This window comes from Streptomyces sp. NPDC045968 (genome assembly GCF_056430475.1).
The window spans coordinates 534,326-551,383 of record NZ_JBWKLF010000003.1 but is presented as its reverse complement, the minus strand read 5'-3'; the positions used below and the strand labels follow the sequence as shown (position 1 = coordinate 551,383).

Below are 17,058 nucleotides of genomic sequence, written 5' to 3'. Positions count from 1 at the left end.
ATGCGCGTCATGGGCACCCTGACCGCATGGACGAGAAACGCACCGTCAAGGTGTCCAAGTACCTGTCACGCCACCTCAGACACCAGCCGGAGCGCATCGGCCTCACGCTCGACGCCGAGGGCTGGGTTCCGGTCGACGACCTTCTGCGGGCGGCTGCCCGTCAGGGGTTCGCCCTCACTCGCGGCGAGCTCGACCAGGTCGTCGCGGCCAACGACAAACAACGCTTCACCGTGGACGGCGACCGCATCCGCGCGAACCAGGGGCATACCGTCCCCGTGGACCTCGGGCTGCCCCCGGCCGAGCCGCCCGCGTACCTCTACCACGGCACCGTCGCCCGAGCCCTGGACTCGATCCGCGCCGAAGGGCTGCGCCCCATGGACCGCCATCATGTGCACCTGTCACCGGACCGCGAGACCGCGACCAGGGTCGGCGCCCGTCGAGGCCGGCCCATCGTGCTGTCGGTGGACGCGGCGGCGATGCACCGGGCCGGCCACGTCTTTCACGTCAGTGCCAACGGGGTCTGGCTCACCGACGCCGTACCGCCGGAGTACCTGCGTACGCGCGACTGAACGAGGGACCGGCCGCGTCCCTTTCCAGCGTGGCCCCGTGCGTGCGGGGCGGCGACCTCGCACCGACCCCTGCGCCGTATCAGGATGACTCGGCCGTATGGTCGCATGTATGCATTTGAGCACCCTCATCCTGCCCATCCACCGCTGGAGCGAAGGCCGAAAGGTCTGGCAGCGGGCCGAAGAGCTGGGTTTCCACGCCGCGTACACCTACGACCATCTGGCCTGGCGGACCTTCCGTGACGGGCCGTGGTTCGGTGCCATCCCGACCCTGACCGCCGCGGCGGCCGCCACCGAGCGGATGCGTCTCGGCACGCTCATCACCTCACCCAACTTCCGGCACCCGGTGACGCTCGCCAAGGACCTCATCACGCTCGACGACGTCTCCGACGGCCGTATCACCCTCGGGATCGGCGCCGGCGGCAACGGCTTCGACGCCACCACGCTGCGCCGGGCCGACGAGGCCCCCTGGACCCCGCGCGAACGTGCGGACCACTTCGGCGAATTCGTCCCGCTCCTCGACCAGCTGCTGCGTGAGCCCTCGGTCACGCACGAGGGCGCGTTCTACACGGCCAACGAGGCCCGCAACATTCCCGGCTGCGTCCAGCGCCCCCGGCTCCCCTTCGCGATCGCCGCCACCGGCCCGCGCGGGCAGAAACTCGCCGCGCGGTACGGCGAGGGGTGGGTGACCACCGGTGATCCGAAGCTGTACGAGACGGGGACGCCGGAGCAGTCCGTGGCTGCCCTGCGCCGGCAGCTGGACGGGCTCGCCGCGGCGGGCGCCGAGGTGGGCCGGGACGTCGCGGAGCTGGACAAGATCCTCCTCACCGGCTTCACCCCGGACCGCCCGCTGGACTCCTTCGACGCGTTCGTGGACTTCGCGGGGAGCCACTTCGAGCTGGGGTTCACAGAGATCGTGCTCCACTGGCCGGTCCCCGGCTCCGATTTCGCCGCCGACGAGAAGGTCTTCGAACGGATCGCCACCGAAGGCCTGGCCCAGCTCGGCTGAGTCCCGTTCACGCGACCCCCGGCACATGCCGCGGGCATGTTCACAGTTCAGAGGCGCGCGCACTCACATGTGCGCCCCTCTGCACGCCCGTGCACTCTCGTACGGGAGAATGACCCCGTGACCTCAGCTACCGACTCGCCTCTGCCTGCCGTAACCCGGCTGATCGCCACCGACCTGGACGGCACACTGCTGCGTGACGACAAGACCCTGTCGGACCGCACGGTCGCCGCCCTCGCGGCGGCCGAGGAGGCCGGCATCGAGGTCTTCTTCGTCACCGGCCGCCCCGCCCGGTGGATGGATGTCGTCAGCGACCACGTCCACGGTCACGGCATGGCGATCTGCGCGAACGGCGCGGCCGTCGTCGATCTGCGTGCCGGTGGCGAGCCGCTCATGGCCCGGCCGCTGGAGCGTGACGCCGCACTCGCGGCGGTCCGTACGCTCCGCGAGGTCGCCCCGGGCACCTCGTTCGCCGTCGAGTTCACCACCGGCATCCACTACGAACCGGCCTATCCGCCGTTCCACCTGGACCCGGGTGCCACCGTCGCCGTCGCCGAGAAGCTGCTCCAGGCGGAGTCTCCGAGTTCCGGCGCACCGGTGCTGAAGCTCCTGGCCCACCATGCCGAACTGGCTCCCGACGAGTTCCTCGCGCTGGCCCGTACCGCCGCCGGTGACCTGGCCTCCTTCACCCGGTCCAGCCCCACGGCCCTCCTGGAGGTCAGCGGACTCGGTGTCTCCAAGGCCAGCACCCTCGCGCTCTGCTGTACCGAACGCGGCATCGATCCCGCCGAGGTGGTCGCCTTCGGCGACATGCCCAACGACGTGGAGATGCTCGGCTGGGCGGGCGCCTCGTACGCGATGGGCAACGCCCACCCCGCCGCGTTGGCCGCCGCTTCCGGCACCACCCTCACGAACAACGAGGACGGCGTCGCCGTCGTCATCGAGCGGATTCTCGCCACCCGCTGACCATCGGTCACGGACCGGCGGCCCCCGCCGGGCGGCCGGTCAGAGCGTCACCCCGCGCTCACCCAGCCAACGCACCGGATCGACGCCCGACCCGAGAAGAGGCGTGAGCCGCACCTCGAAATGGAGGTGCGGTCCCGTCGAGTTGCCGCTCGTGCCCGACTGGCCGATCCACTGACCCGCCCCGACCCGCTCCCCCTGGTCCACCGTGACACCCGCCAGATGCGCGTACTGCGTGTAGTAGCCGCCCGGGTGCGCCACCACGACCTGGACGCCGAACGCGCCGCCGCAGGAGACCGAGACCACCCGGCCCTCGCCGACCGAGCGCACCGGGGTGCCGATGTCCACGGCGAAGTCCTGCCCGGTGTGCCGCCTCGCCCAGTGCTCACCGACGCTGTCGAACCCCGCCGACAGTGCGTACTTCTCCACCGGCGCCACCCAGCTCGGCCCGGCGTCAAACCCGCCCGGCTGCTCGACCCGTACGGCGCCCGCGCACTTCCCCGCCGCGACGCTGCTGTCCGCCTCGCCCTGGAGCCGCTGCTGCGCCGATGCCAGCGTGACCGCGATGCCGCGTTTGACCTCCGCCAGCCGTACGAGGTCGGTGTCCAGGGTGTGCCAGGCGGATCTGGCCCTGCGCTCTCCGTCGGCCAGCGCGCGTTCGGCGTGCTGAGCACGTTCCAGCAGGCGCGTCACGGCTCTGTCGGCCTGCCAGGCCAGCTGGCGGCCTCGCAGCAGTTCCTGCGGATCGTCGGCGAGCAGCAGTTGCGCGGTGTACGAGAGTCCGACGCCGCCGGTCCGGTACTCGGAACGGGCGACCCGGCCGAGGTCCGCGTGGATCGCCACGAGAGCGTGCCGCTGCCCGGCGAGGAGCCTGTCGAGGCGCACGGCCTTCTCCCGCTGCGCGACCGACGCGCGTCTGCCGTTCTCGTACGTCTCGGTGGCCCGCGCCGCCTCTTGGTACAACCGGGCGACCGCGGCCCCCGTACTCAGCCCGGACAGATCGAACGGCGGGCCGGGCTGCGGGGCGGGCGGTGGTGCGGCCGGTGGTGCGGGCGGTGGACCGGGCGGCCCGTCGGCGTCGCCCCGGTGCTCCGCAGCCACCCCACCCGCTACGGCCATCGCGTCCCGCCCGGGCGCCACCGAGAGGGCGGCCAGGGCCGACAGCGCACACAGCAGCACGACCAGCCGGTCGCGCCGCCGACGGCCGGCTCTCGTCCGGCCGTACGTCCGGCCATCTCTCCGGCCGTATGCCTGACGGCATTCCGGACGGCACTCCTGGCGGCACTCCTGGCAGGATTTCTGGCGGCTTCTCCGGCGACAGCGACACAGCACAGCGGAACGCATTCCCGGATCGTCACCCCGCCCGGCCCGGAATCCCGGGAACCCGAGGTGTCGTACCGCCAACCGGCCTACCCCCGGCGGAGGGCCGGACCACCGGCCCCGCCCCGGGGCACGACGTCAGAGCGGGGCCTCCCACACCACCGTCGTGCCGCCCCCGTCCTCCCCGATTCCGGGGCCGAACCAGCTCGCGCCGCCCAGGGACTCCGCACGGCGTGCGAGGTTGCGCAGACCGCTGCGCCGCCCGCCCTCCGGGATGCCCACGCCGTCGTCGGCGACCGAGAGACGTACGCCTTCGCGCCCGTCCGGCAGTGTGACGGTGGCGTCGACGACCACGTCGATCAGGGAGGCACCGGCATGCCGGAAGGCGTTGGACAGTGCCTCGCGCAGGGCCGCGATGAGGTTCTTCCCGGTGAGTTCACCGACGAGTGAATCGACCGGGCCGACGAAGTGGTGCGACGGCTTGAAGCCCAGCGGAACGGCGGCCATGTTGATCTCGCGCAGAACCCGGGTGCGCAGACCCGAAGGAGCCTCGGCGGGTTCCTGCTGGAGCGCGAAGATGGCCGTCCGGATCTCCTGGATCGTCACGTCGAGCTCGTCGACGGCCCGCCCGACTCCGGTCTGCACCTCGGGCACCACCGACCCGCGCTGAGCGCTCTCCAGCATCATTCCGGTGGCGAACAGCCGCTGGATGACGAGGTCGTGGAGGTCACGGGCGATCCGGTCCCGGTCCTCGTACACCGCGAGCCGCTCGCGGTCGCGCTGCGCCTCCGCCATCATCAGCGCGAGAGCGGCCTGCGATGCGAACTGGGTGGCGAGCGTCCGCTCCGCCTCCGTGAAGGGGCGTTCGCCCCGGCCGCGCGGAGTGGCGAGTGCCCCGAGAACCCGGCCACCGCTGTGCAGGGGGAGCAGCATGGTCGGGCCGAACTGGTCGGCCAGCCTCGTGACCATGCGTCCGTCGGAGCCCGAGTCGTCCACGAAGACGGCCTGGCCGTCGAGGAGCATCGCCACGACGGGGCTCTCCGGCGGAACGATGATTCCCAGCGAGGCGGACGGGTGCTCGGCGGAGACCGCGACGATCTCCAGCCCGCCCTCCGGTGTCGGCAGCAGCACGATCCCCGCCGCGGAATCGGCGAGACGACGGGCCTGTTCCGCGACGACCGACAGCGCGTCGTCGGCGTCACCGCCCGACAGGAGCGCGGTCGTGACGGCCACCGAGCCGTCGATCCACCGTTCGCGCTGCCGCGCCGCCTCGTACAGCCGGGCGTTGCCGATGGCGATCCCGGCCTCCGTGGCGAGCACCCGCACCATGTGCAGGTCGTAGTCGTTGAACTCGGCCCCGCCGTGCTTCTCCGCCAGATAGAGATTGCCGAAGATCTCGCCCTGTACACGGATCGGGACCCCGAGGAACGTGCCCATCCGCGGATGTCCGGGCGGAAATCCGGCGGACCTCGGATCGGCGGCCAGATCGGCCAGCCGGAGCGGTACGGGATCGTGGATCAGCGCGCCGAGGAGCCCCTTGTGCCCGTCGGGCCGGCGTCCGATCTCCCGGGCCACGTCCTCCGGAACCCCGTAGGTGACGAAGTCGGACAGGCCCTCCCCCGTGTCGTCGACGACACCGATGGCGGCGTAGCGGGCGCCGGCCAGCTCGGCGGCGGTCTCGCAGATGCGGTCGAGGGTGGAGTGCAGTTCCAGGCCCGTGCCGACCGAACGCATGGCCTCCAGCAGCTGCGGGACGCGGGCCGTCAGTTCGGTGGAGAGGCCCCGCAGGCTGCGCGTCGCCCGGGTCGCGGCTTCGAGTGAGTCCTTCGGGTCCGGCTCTGCCATGCTCTGAGCCTAATTAGTCCCATTTAGTGAGGAAAGTCGGGCGGCGCCGTCAGGACGGGCCCCGACCGGGGCCCGTCCCGCTCGCGGCCCCTCCCCGACCCCTCTGTCAGGCGGGCACACTCTCCCTCTCCCGCTCCAGCATCCGGCGCAAAGGCCCGTCCACACCCGCGAGATCGGCGTACGCACCGCGCTGCACCACGCGGCCCGCGTCCAGCACGAGCACCTCGTCGACGGCGTCGAGACCCTCCAGCCGGTGGGTGATCAGGACCGTCGTACGGCCCTGGGTGGCGGCCAGCAGATCCGCGGTCAGGGCGTCGGCCGTCGCCAGATCGAGGTGCTCCGCGGGCTCGTCCAGCACCAGGACGGGGAAGTCGGCGAGGAGCGCGCGGGCCAGCGCGAGCCGCTGGCGCTGACCGCCCGAGAGCCGGGCGCCGTGTTCACCCACCAGGGTGTCGAGCCCGTCGGGCAGCGAGTCCGCCCAGTCCAGCAGCCGGGCCTGCGCGAGCGCGTCCCGCAGTTCACCGTCCGTCGCTCCGGTACGGGCGAGGCGCAGGTTCTCGCGGATGGAGCTGTCGAAGACATGGGCGTCCTGGGCACACAGCCCCACGAACGTCCGGACGGTGTCGCCGTCCAGTTCGCACGCCTCGACACCGCCGATCCGGTACGTCCCGGCCCGTGCGTCCAGGAAGCGCAGGAGGACCTGGGCGAGCGTCGACTTGCCCGAGCCCGAGGGGCCGACGACCGCGACGCGCCTGCCGGGCACGAGCGTGAGATCGACGGACTCCAGGGCGTCCCGCCGCGCTCCCGCGTACCGCGCGGACAGCCCTCGTACCTCCAGCGGGAACGGCGAAGCGGGCGCGTCAGCGGGGGTGACGGGCTCGCGTACCGGCTCCGGGGCGTCCAGCACCTCGTACACCCGCTCCGCGCTGCGCTTCACGCGCCGGCGGTACTGCACGGCGAGCGGCAGACCCGTCACCGCCTCGAACGCCGCCAGCGGGGTCAGCACCACCACCGCGAGTTCCACGCCCGCCAGCCGTCCGTCGTACACCGCCGGGAGGGCGACGAGAGCGGCGCCGACCACCGTGAGGCCGCAGATCAAGGCGGAGAGACCGCCGCCGAGCGCGGTCGCGGTCGCCGCGCGGGAGGCGATCCGGGTCAGGACACCGTCCGCCTCGCGCGCCTGGCGGCTGCGGGCGGCCAGCGCCCCGGCGACCGTCAGTTCGGCCGTACCGCTGAGCAGATCGGTGACCCTGGTGGCCAGCATGGCCCGCGCGGGCGCCAGTTGGCGCTCCACGTGACGGGCACACGCGCCACTGACCAGAGGAAAGCCCACCCCGGCGAGGAGAAGGCCGGCGGCGAGCACGAGGCCCGCCTCGGGAAGCAGCCAGCCGGTGAATCCGGCAGCCGCGGTACCGACGAAGACTGCGGTCCCCGCGGGCAGCAGCCAGCGCAGCCAGTAGTCCTGCAACGCGTCCACATCGGCCACCAGGCGCGACAGCAGGTCACCGCGTCGCGTCGTACGCAGCCCGGCCGGCGCGATCCGCTCCAGGCCCCGGTACACGGCGACCCGCAGCTCCGCGAGCATCCTGAGCACCGCGTCGTGCGAGACGAGGCGTTCGGCGTACCGGAAGACGGCGCGGCCGATCCCGAAAGCGCGGGTCGCGGTGACGGCGACCATCAGATAGAGCACCGGCGGCTGTTCGGAGGCACGGGAGATCAGCCACCCCGACACGGCCATCAGCCCGACGGCCGAGCCCACGGCGAGGCTGCCCAGCAGCAGGGCCAGACCCAGCTTCCCGTGCTGCGCGCCGGCGGCCTCCCGGACCCGGGCCAGGACGCGCCCCGGCCGCGGGGCGGTGTCCTTGAAGACCTCGGGTTCCTGCGTCTCGTCCGGCTCGCCGACGGGTGCGAGCGACGGTCCGCCGGGCCGGGGCACGGTCGGGCGCCCGGCCTTGCCGTCCGGCGTCGCGGCGGCGCGGCCCGGAGCTTCCCGCGGCTCCAGGGTCACCACCCGGTCGGCGACCGACAGCAGCGCCGGGCGGTGGACGACGAGGAGTACGGTCCGTCCCGCCGCCAGTCTCCGTACCGCCTCGACGATCCCCGCCTCCGTCTCGCTGTCCAGGCTCGCGGTCGGCTCGTCGAGCAGGAGCAGCGGCCGGTCGGCGAGGAACGCGCGGGCGAGAGCGAGCCGCTGCCGCTGCCCCGCCGAGAGCCCGGCGCCGTCCTCACCGAGCGGCGTCAGCGCGCCATCCGGGAGGCCCGCGACGAAGTCGGACGCGCCCGCGTCCCGCAGCGCCGCCGCCACCGCTTCGTCGTCGGCGTCCGGACGGGCCAGTCGTACGTTCTCGGCGATCGTGCCGGCGAAGAGGTGCGGGCGCTGCGGCACCCAGGCGATCCGTTCGCGCCAGCGTTCCGGGGAGAGGTCGGCCAGATCGGTCCCGCCGACCCGTACATGTCCCTCGTCGGGCGCGGTGAAGCCCAGCACCACATGGAGGAGCGTGGACTTGCCGACTCCGCTGGGGCCGACGAGGGCGACGGTCTCACCCGGCTCCACCACCAGGGAGGCGTCGTGCAGCGACGGTTCGGTACGGCCGGCATGGCGGACCGTCACCCCGTCGAGTTCCAGCCTCGGCGTCGCGGGGACGTCCTGGGTGCCGGCTGCCCCGAGCTCGGTCTCCAGGACCGAGAAGATCTCCTCGGCGGCCGAGAGCCCCTCCGCGGCCGCGTGGTACTGCGCCCCGACCTGCCGGATGGGCAGATACGCCTCCGGCGCCAGGATGAGGATCACCAGGCCGGTGTAGAGGTCCAGTTCGCCGTGGACGAGCCGCATCCCGATGGTCACGGCGACCAGCGCCACCGACAGGGTCGCCAGGATTTCCAGGGCGAAGGACGACAGGAACGCGATCCGCAGGGTCCGCAGGGTGGCCTGCCGGTACTGCGAGGTGATGGTGCGGATCGACTCGGCCTGCGCCTTGGCGCGTCCGAAGACCTTCAGTGTCGGAAGTCCGGCGACCACATCAAGGAAGTGCCCGGAGAGCCGTGAGAGCAGCCGCCACTGGCGGTCCATCCGGGACTGGGTGGCCCAGCCGATCAGGATCATGAAGAGCGGGATGAGCGGGAGCGTGACCACGATGATCGCGGCGGAGACCCAGTCCTCGGTGACGATCCTGGCCAGGACCGCGACCGGCACCACCACCGCGAGCCCCAGCTGCGGAAGGTAGCGCGCGAAGTAGTCGTCGAGCGCGTCGACGCCGCGGGTGGCGAGCGCCACCAAGGAGCCCGTGCGCTGCCCGCTCAGCCAGTCGGGGCCGAGCTGCGCGGCCCGCTCCATGAGCCGGCCGCGCAGCTCGGACTTGACCGCCGCACCGGCCCGGTACGCGGCCAGTTCGGTGAGCCAGGCCACCAGGGCCCGGCCCACCGCGACCCCGGCGAGCAGCAGCAGGGGCGTGCGGAGTCCGGTAAGGGACAGCCCTTCCTCGAACCCGCCCACCACCACTTCGGCGATGAGCATCGCCTGGGCGACCACCAGCGCCGCCCCGACGAGCCCGAGTGCCACCACAGCAGCCAGGAAGAACCGGGTGGCCCGGGCGTAACGGAGCAGACGCGGGTCGATCGGTTTCACGTGAAACAGCCCCCAGAGAGCTCGCTGCGGCCGGTGCGGTCAGTGCGCATCGGGGATGTGCTGGGTACCGATGCGCTTGCGGAACACCCAGTAGGTCCAGCTCTGGTAGAGCAGGACGAGGGGAGTGGCGATGGCCGCGCACCAGGTCATGATCTTCAAGGTGTACGGGGTGGACGAGGCGTTGGTGACCGTGAGGTTCCAGGCGTCGTTCAGCGAGGACGGCATGACGTTCGGGAAGAGCGTCAGGAACAGCATGGCGATCGCCGCCACGATGGTCAGCCCCGAGAACGCGAACGACCAGCCCTCGCGTCCCGCCGCGATGGCACCGATCGCGGCGACCAGCGCCACGGCCGCGACGATCGCGGCCAGCAGACTCCAGCCGTCACCGTTGTCGATCTGGGTCCAGATCAGGAAGACCAGCGCGAGGACGGCGGTGGCCGGCCCCAGCTTGAGCGCCAGCTTGCGGGCCCGTACCCGGATGTCCCCGTCCGTCTTGAGCCCGGCGAACACCGTGCCGTGGAAGGTGAAGAGGAAGAGCGTGACCAGTCCGCCGAGGATGGCGTACGGGTTGAGCAGGTCCCAGAGGTTGCCGACGTACTCCATATCGGCATCGATCTTCACGCCGCGCACGATGTTGCCGAAGGCCACGCCCCAGAGCACGGCCGGGATCAGCGAGGTCCAGAAGATCGCGTGTTCCCAGTTGGTCTGCCACCTGTCCTCGGGGCGCTTCGACCGGTATTCGAAGGCGACTCCGCGCACGATCAGACAGAGCAGGATGATCAGCAGCGGCAGGTAGAAGCCGGAGAAGAGCGTGGCGTACCACTCGGGGAAGGCGGCGAAGGTCGCGCCGCCCGCGGTGAGCAGCCAGACCTCGTTGCCGTCCCAGACGGGTCCGATCGTGTTGATCAGCACCCGGCGTTCCTTGCGGTCGCGGGCCAGCACCTTGGTGAGGACCCCGATACCGAAGTCGAATCCCTCCAGGAAGAAGTAGCCGATCCAGAGGACGGCGATGAGTACGAACCAGACGTTGTGGAGTTCCATCTCTCAGCTCCTCTGCTCTCTCAGTAGGAGAAGGCCATCGGGCGGTCGGCGTCCTGGTCGTCGTGACCGCCGATCTTGGTGGGCGGGTTGAGGTCGGACTCACTGAGTTCCGGCGGTCCCGCCTTGATGTACTTCACGAGCAACTTGACCTCGATCACGGCGAGCACCGCGTAGAGCAGGGTGAAGAGGATCATCGAGGCGAGCACCTCGCCCTGCGAGGTGCCAGGGGAGACTGCGTTGCGGGTCTGGAGCACGCCGTAGACGACCCAGGGCTGACGCCCCATCTCGGTGAAGATCCAGCCCCAGGAGTTGGCGATCAGCGGGAAGAGCAGGGTCCACAGGGCGACGAGCCAGTAGAGCCTGGTGAGCTTCGGGCTCAGCGCCTTGTTCCTGAACAGGACCAGATTCGGCACCTCGTCCTCACCGGTCCTCATCGCCGGCGGCAGCAGGAACCTCTTCCGCGTCAGCCACAGTCCGAGCATGCCGAGGCCGAAGGACGCCATGCCGAAGCCGATCATCCAGCGGAAGCTCCAGAAGGCGACCGGGATGTTGGGGCGGTAGTCACCGGGGCCGTAACGTTCCTGCTCGGCCTTGTTGATGTCGTTGATGCCAGGGACGTACGAGTTGAAGTCGTCGTCGGCGAGGAAGGACAGTATCCCGGGGATCGAGATCTCCACGGTGTTGTGGCCCTGGCTGACGTCCCCGTACGCGAAGATCGAGAACGGGGCGGAGTACTGCCCGTCCCACAGCGCCTCGGCAGCGGCCATCTTCATCGGCTGCTGCTTGAACATCACCTTGCCCAGCATGTCGCCGCTGACGGCGGTCAACATGCCGGCGATCACGACGGTGACGAGCCCGAGCCGCAGGGACGTCCGCATCACCGGGATGTGCTTCTTGCGTGCCAGGTGGAACGCGGCGATGCCGACCATGAACGCGCCACCGACGAGGAAGGCCGCCGTGATGGTGTGGAAGAACTGGGTGAGCGCGGTGTTCTGCGTGAGCACGCGCCAGAAGTCGGTGAGCTCCGCTCGGCCGCGTTCCTCGTTGATGCGGTAGCCGACCGGGTGCTGCATCCAGGAGTTGGCCGCCAGGATGAAGTACGCGGAGAGGATGGTGCCGATGGAGACCATCCACATGCAGGCGAGGTGGATCTTCTTCGGCAGCTTGTCCCAGCCGAAGATCCACAGCCCGATGAAGGTGGATTCGAAGAAGAACGCGATCAGCGCCTCGAAGGCGAGCGGGGCACCGAAGATGTCGCCGACGAAGCGGGAGTAGTCCGACCAGTTCATGCCGAACTGGAACTCCTGGACGATGCCGGTGACGACACCCATGGCGATGTTGATCAGGAAGAGCTTCCCCCAGAACTTCGTCGCTCTGAGGTACTTCTCGTTGCTCGTCCGCACCCAGGCGGTCTGCAGGCCGGCGGTGAGCGCGGCGAGGGGGATCGTCAGAGGGACGAACAGGAAGTGGTAGACGGTCGTAATGCCGAATTGCCATCGCGCCAGGGTTTCCGGCGCCAGAGCTAGGTCCACGTCGTCGTTCTCCTTACGGGGCCGTGTTCACAGGGGCACTTTGCCCCTCTTGTCCCACTGATCGTGGGAGGAACCGGGACACGCTTGTGAACGCGTTCACATTCACAAGCATTATGGCGCACACACTTTTGAGGGACACGCTCGGGGGGTCGTTTCAGGCCGTCCGGGGCACCTCCCGGCCCCGGGCAGCACGGTGGCCCCGGACCTCGGCAATCGAGGTCCGGGGCCACCGGAACAGACGGGGCGTGACGGCCACGGCCTACGGAAGGCTCCGCGCCGTGCGGTCACGCCCGTCGCTCACCACTCGTTGCGGTACGACTCCGTCACCTTGAGGAACACGTCGTTGGCCTCGGACTCCCCGATCGTCACCCGCACTCCCTCGCCCGCGAACGGCCGGACCACCACGCCGGCCCGCTCGCACGCCGCCGCGAAGTCGGCCGTACGGTCCCCGAGCCGCAGCCAGACGAAGTTGGCCTGCGACTCCGGAACGGTCCAGCCCTGCCGCACCAGCTCCTCGTACACCCGGGCGCGCTCGCAGACGAGCGAGCCGACCCGGCCCATCAGCTCGTCCTCGGCGCGGAGCGAGGCGATGGCCGCGTCCTGGGCGACCTGGCTGACCCCGAAGGGGACGGCCGTCTTCCGCAGCGCCGCAGCGACCGGCTCATGGGCCACCGCGAAGCCGACCCGCAGGCCGGCCAGGCCGTATGCCTTGGAGAAGGTCCGCAGCACCGCGACATTGGGCCGGTCCCGGTAGATCTCGATGCCGTCCGGCACCTCGACGTCCCGGATGAACTCCTTGTACGCCTCGTCGAGCACCACCAGCACATCGCTCGGCACCCGGTCCAGGAACCGCTCCAGCTCGGCCCTGCGGACCACCGTGCCGGTCGGGTTGTTGGGGTTGCAGACGAAGATCAGGCGCGTCCGGTCGGTGATCGCGTCCGCCATCGCGTCCAGATCGTGCACATCACCGTCGGTCAGCGGCACCTTCACCGAGGTCGCACCGCTGACCTGCGTGATGATCGGGTACGCCTCGAAGGAGCGCCAGGCGTAGATGACCTCGTCCCCCGGGCCGGACGTGGCCTGGAGCAGCTGCTGAGCCACCCCGACCGAGCCGGTACCGGTGGCCAGGTGCGAGAGAGGCACACCGAATCGGTCGGCCAGCTCGTTCATCAGGCCGGTACAGGCCATGTCCGGGTAACGGTTGAAGTTCGCGGCAGCGGCGAGCGCGGACTCCATCACGCCCGGCAGCGGCGGGAACGGATTCTCGTTCGAGGAAAGCTTGAAGGCGACCGGTCCGTCGGCCGCCGCCGGCCTGCCCGGCACATAGGCGGGCACGCCGTCCAGCTCGGCGCGCAGCTTGGGGCTCGTATCGCTCACCGCAGGTCCTCCTCGACCATCCGTGCACATCAATACTGCTCACCTTATGAGGATTGGGCGCCGCTGCGAATGGCCGGAGCCGGGATTCGTCCCCTGTGCCGGGAAGGGGACGGAATGGTCCCGCCCGAGTCGGCCCCGGCGAGGGGGAGCGTTTCTCCTTCCGCCGCGCGCCGGTGGCTCACTCCGTGGCGCGCATCCCTCGAAGAGGTGAGTTGAGACCTCTTCGAGACATCGGCCATTTAGCAGGCCCATCCTCTTCGGCACATGACACACTTGCGCCTAACCGGCCAACTCCCTTGATTTCCAAGGCATTTAGCATCTAACGATCATGCAGAAACGTGCCTGTCAACGGATGAATATGCGACCGGCCCAACCACCCGTCCGAGCCCTACTATCGGCTCGCCATGACAGCAGCAGGGAAGCACCAGGTGAGCCGGACAGACACGCCCCGGCGCAACGGCCGGCAAGGACGGGCGGGTATCCGGGATGTAGCCGCCGCGGCCGGGGTCTCCATCACGACCGTCTCCGACGCGCTCAACGGCAAGGGCAGGCTCCCGGACGCCACCCGCCGCCATGTCCGCGAGGTCGCCGAGCGTCTGGGCTACCGCCCGTCCGCCGCGGCCCGAACCCTCCGTACGGGCAAGTCGGGGCTGATCGGCCTGACCGTGACCACGTACGGGGATGAACCTTTCACCTTCACCGAATTCGCGTACTTCGCGGAGATGGCGAGGGCCGCCACCTCCGCGGCGCTCGCCCGCGGCTACGCCCTCGTCATCCTCCCCGCCACCTCCCGCCACAGCACCGTCGACGTCTGGTCGAACGTCGCCCTGGACGGCACCGTCGTCATCGACCCCTCCGACCAGGACCCGGTCGTCACCGAACTCGTGCGCCAGGGCGTGCCCGTCGTCTCGGACGGCCGCCCGGCCGGATCGCTTCCGGTCACCGCCTGGGTCGACAACGACCACCGGGCCGCCGTCCTGGACCTCCTCGACCATCTCGCCGCCGCCGGAGCCCGCCGCATCGGCCTGCTGACCGGCACCACCACCGACACGTACACCCGGCTCTCCACCACCGCCTACCTCCACTGGTGCGAGCGCGTGGGCCAGGACCCGGTGTACGAGTCCTATCCGGCCCACGACCCGTGCGCGGGCGCGGTGGCGGCCGACCGCCTCCTGGCCCGCCCGGACCGGCCCGACGCCGTGTACGGGCTCTTCGACCCCAACGGGACGGATCTGCTGGCGGCCGCCCGCCGGTACGGTCTGCGCGTCCCCGAGGACCTGCTGCTGGTCTGCTGCAGCGAATCCACCGTGTACGCCAGCACCGAACCGCCCATCACGACGCTCTCCCTGAAGCCGCGCAGAATCGGCACAGCCGTCGTCCAGCTCCTCATCGACGCCATCGAGGGCGTCGAACACGACGGACCGCTCGAACAGGTAATACCGACAGAGCTCATCGTCCGGACCTCGTCCCAGCGCCGCCCGCCGCGCACCACGGTCAGCGCCCCGCGCTCCCCAGCCGGGGACTGATCCCAACAATCCGGACCAATCGACCGGTGAACCGTACGTGCGCGCGGATTCACCACCCCTGGTGCGTCACACAGCACGATCCGCATTCCTATGATGGGCGCACGACACCGCGGACCACCTCTACCAGGCAGGGCCCGTCAGGTGTACGGCGGCGCGACGGTGGTGGAGGGGTCGATGACTCAGGGGGCCGGTCAGGAACCCGTGGTGCGGACGGCGACGTTGCGTGACTTTCGCGTACCGCCGTATGCGCAGACGCCCATGCCCCCGCCCTCGCCGCATCCCGGCAGCGTGGCGATGGACGACGAACCGCCGGAGGGCTACACGCCCACCGAGCGCGATCTGCCGGTGATCAGGCGCGAGGACACCGTCGAGGTGCGCCCCCTGCCCGAGCAGCGGCCGGCCGCCGACGCGGGACGCGGTCCGCTCTACGTCGTCGGCGACGTCCACGGCTATCTGGACGAGCTCCTCACCGCCCTCGCCGAGCAGGGCCTCATCGACGCCGACGGCGCCTGGGCGGCGGGCAACGCCCGGCTCTGGTTCCTCGGCGACTTCACGGACCGCGGTCCGGACGGCATCGGCGTCATCGACCTCGTGATGCGGCTCTCCGCCGAGGCCGCCGCGGCCGGCGGCTACTGCAAGGCCCTGATGGGCAATCACGAGCTGCTGCTCATCGGCGCCAAGCGGTTCGGCGACACCCCGGTGAACTCCGGTGCGGGCACCGCGACCTTCCAGGCGGCCTGGCTGCTCAACGGCGGCCAGAAGACCGATATGGACCGGCTCCAGGACGTCCACCTCCAGTGGATGTCGCGGCTCGACGCGGTCGTCGAGGAGGACGGGCATCTGCTGATGCACTCCGACACGACGGCGTACCTCGACTACGGCTCCACCATCGAGGACGTCAACGACACGGTGCACGCCATCCTCACGCGTAACGACGCCGACGAGTGCTGGGACGTCTTCCGCAAGCTCACCAAGCGGTTCGCCTTCCGCGACGAGGGCGGCGCCGACGCCGTCCGCGAGCTGATGGCGACCTACGGCGGGCAGCGCGTCGTACATGGTCACAGCCCCATTCCGTACCTGCTCGGCGAGGTCGGTTCGGAGGACGGCGAGGACAGCGCACGTCCCGTCGTGGACGGCCCGCACGTGTACGCGGACGGGCTCGCCATCGCCATGGACGGCGGAGTGACCATGGCCGGAAAGCTACTGGTGGTCCAACTCCCCCTGCATGGATGAAGCAGGCCGGGGAAGAGGCATCCACGACCTGACCACTCCGATCGCCGGGCCTATTTACGGAAACCCCCTGTCACCCCGTGCCGTGGGCGCTCTACCATCGGCGTATCAGTCGCAGGCTCTCCTCCGTTTCCGCCCAATTGCCCGGTCCACGCGGTCAGTCAGGCCCTACGGAGCATCGGGGGATGCACATGAAAAGCGCTCCGCACCTGCTGGCCGAGGACCGCCCCGAGTACGAGCGGATTCTCGATGACGCGCTGCGTCATGCCCATGAACACCCTGCCCTGGACGGAGTCGGCGACCGGCTCAATCCGGAACAGCTACGCACCATGGCGCTGAACGCCACCGCTCTGATCACCGCGGCCGCCGGCACCGAGTACGAGCACTACGTGAAGGCCCGCGGGGAGCTGCGCGGCGCCGACGGTGATCCGGCCCCCGGCTCCGTGCCGGACGAGACGAAGGGGCCGGGCGCCGGCATCGGCGCCGTCGTCACGGCCCTGGCACCGGTCCTCGCCGGTACCGCCGCCCTGATCTTCCTGCTCGTCGGCTATCTGCTCCAGGCGCTCGGCCCGGACCTCGCGTTCGCCGCCAGCATGGTCACCGCGGGCTGGTTCTTCGGCGCGGTCGCCGCGGCGGCCACCCTGGTCGCCGCCGTCGGACTGCTCATCACGGCCCTGCGCAACGGCGCCACCTCGCTGCCCGCCGAGGACCCGGAGGAGGAGCTGCCGGAGGATGTGGCACGCGCCAGAGAGGCGTGGCGCCATGCCCTGCTGGAGCGCGGCATCCTGCCGTTCCTGCGGGACGCACTCGCCGACCCCACCGCGGGCCCCGCCTCCCGCACGCCGCACCGCTCCCCGAACCGCATTCCGAAGATCGGCTACAGCAGACCGGACTTCTCGGGACCGTCCGACGGGCCGTCGGCCGGCCCACGTCCGACCTTCACCAGCCCCGACTTCACCAGTCCGGACTTCGGCGGCCCCGAGCACCAGCCGGAGTGACCGCGACGCCGGGGCCACCCGCACCCCGGCGC

General features: G+C 70.7%; 12 protein-coding genes. 6 read left to right on the top strand and 6 right to left on the bottom strand.

From position 1 onward, the window contains the following. Window positions 1-26: 26 nt before the first annotated feature. The 3 genes from AC07FA_RS12150 (at window position 27) to AC07FA_RS12140 (ending at window position 2,538) form a co-directional block, all read left to right on the top strand. Window positions 27-569, top strand: coding sequence for an RNA 2'-phosphotransferase (locus tag AC07FA_RS12150; protein WP_479074966.1), 543 nt, complete (start codon window positions 27-29; stop codon window positions 567-569). A gap of 109 nt (window positions 570-678) precedes the next feature. After that, the gene (locus AC07FA_RS12145) at window positions 679-1,575 is read left to right on the top strand and encodes an LLM class flavin-dependent oxidoreductase (protein WP_479074965.1); all 897 of its coding nucleotides are present in this window, start codon (window positions 679-681) and stop codon (window positions 1,573-1,575) included. A 117-nt stretch (window positions 1,576-1,692) separates the two neighbouring features. Continuing rightward, window positions 1,693-2,538 (top strand): Cof-type HAD-IIB family hydrolase, encoded by an 846-nt coding sequence (locus AC07FA_RS12140; protein WP_479074964.1) that lies wholly within the window; start codon window positions 1,693-1,695, stop codon window positions 2,536-2,538. Window positions 2,539-2,577: 39 nt separating this feature from the next. Here AC07FA_RS12140 and AC07FA_RS12135 read toward each other — a convergent pair whose 3' ends face one another. From AC07FA_RS12135 to hisC, 6 genes are all read right to left on the bottom strand, one after another. Continuing rightward, the gene (locus tag AC07FA_RS12135) at window positions 2,578-3,720 is read right to left on the bottom strand and encodes a M23 family metallopeptidase (protein ID WP_479075176.1); all 1,143 of its coding nucleotides are present in this window, start codon (window positions 3,718-3,720) and stop codon (window positions 2,578-2,580) included. Window positions 3,721-3,993: 273 nt separating this feature from the next. Beyond that, a complete protein-coding gene (locus AC07FA_RS12130) occupies window positions 3,994-5,700 on the bottom strand; it encodes a GAF domain-containing sensor histidine kinase (RefSeq protein ID WP_479074963.1) in 1,707 nt (568 codons plus the stop codon). Window positions 5,701-5,806: 106 nt separating this feature from the next. Continuing rightward, window positions 5,807-9,322: a thiol reductant ABC exporter subunit CydD gene (gene cydD, locus AC07FA_RS12125; protein WP_479074961.1), complete on the bottom strand. Its 3,516-nt coding sequence runs from the start codon at window positions 9,320-9,322 to the stop codon at window positions 5,807-5,809. 39 nt (window positions 9,323-9,361) lie between these two features. Next, a complete protein-coding gene (gene cydB / locus AC07FA_RS12120; protein WP_479074960.1) occupies window positions 9,362-10,363 on the bottom strand; it encodes a cytochrome d ubiquinol oxidase subunit II in 1,002 nt (333 codons plus the stop codon). A gap of 20 nt (window positions 10,364-10,383) precedes the next feature. Further along, on the bottom strand, window positions 10,384-11,895 hold the full coding sequence (locus tag AC07FA_RS12115) for a cytochrome ubiquinol oxidase subunit I (RefSeq protein WP_479074959.1): 1,512 nt from the start codon (window positions 11,893-11,895) through the stop codon (window positions 10,384-10,386). A gap of 297 nt (window positions 11,896-12,192) precedes the next feature. Beyond that, entirely contained in the window at window positions 12,193-13,272 is a 1,080-nt protein-coding gene (hisC, locus tag AC07FA_RS12110; RefSeq protein ID WP_479074957.1) for a histidinol-phosphate transaminase, read from the bottom strand. Window positions 13,273-13,676: 404 nt separating this feature from the next. Between hisC and AC07FA_RS12105 the strand changes: the two genes are divergently transcribed. From AC07FA_RS12105 to AC07FA_RS12095, 3 genes are all read left to right on the top strand, one after another. After that, window positions 13,677-14,798, top strand: coding sequence for a LacI family DNA-binding transcriptional regulator (locus tag AC07FA_RS12105; protein ID WP_479074956.1), 1,122 nt, complete (start codon window positions 13,677-13,679; stop codon window positions 14,796-14,798). Window positions 14,799-14,957: 159 nt separating this feature from the next. Beyond that, entirely contained in the window at window positions 14,958-16,031 is a 1,074-nt protein-coding gene (locus tag AC07FA_RS12100; protein ID WP_479075175.1) for a metallophosphoesterase, read from the top strand. Between the two features lie 182 nt (window positions 16,032-16,213). After that, a complete protein-coding gene (locus AC07FA_RS12095; RefSeq protein ID WP_479074955.1) occupies window positions 16,214-17,026 on the top strand; it encodes a hypothetical protein in 813 nt (270 codons plus the stop codon). The last annotated feature ends 32 nt before the right edge of the window (window positions 17,027-17,058 follow it).

Bases quoted from the DNA above. Each gene is read 5' to 3' on its own strand.
- AC07FA_RS12150 (WP_479074966.1), top strand. From the start codon at position 27: ATGGACGAGAAACGCACCGTCAAGGTGTCCAAGTACCTGTCACGCCAC.
- AC07FA_RS12145 (WP_479074965.1), top strand. From the start codon at position 679: ATGCATTTGAGCACCCTCATCCTGCCCATCCACCGCTGGAGCGAAGGC.
- AC07FA_RS12130 (WP_479074963.1), bottom strand. From the start codon at position 5,700: ATGGCAGAGCCGGACCCGAAGGACTCACTCGAAGCCGCGACCCGGGCG.
- cydB (WP_479074960.1), bottom strand. From the start codon at position 10,363: ATGGAACTCCACAACGTCTGGTTCGTACTCATCGCCGTCCTCTGGATC.
- AC07FA_RS12105 (WP_479074956.1), top strand. From the start codon at position 13,677: ATGACAGCAGCAGGGAAGCACCAGGTGAGCCGGACAGACACGCCCCGG.
- AC07FA_RS12095 (WP_479074955.1), top strand. From the start codon at position 16,214: ATGCACATGAAAAGCGCTCCGCACCTGCTGGCCGAGGACCGCCCCGAG.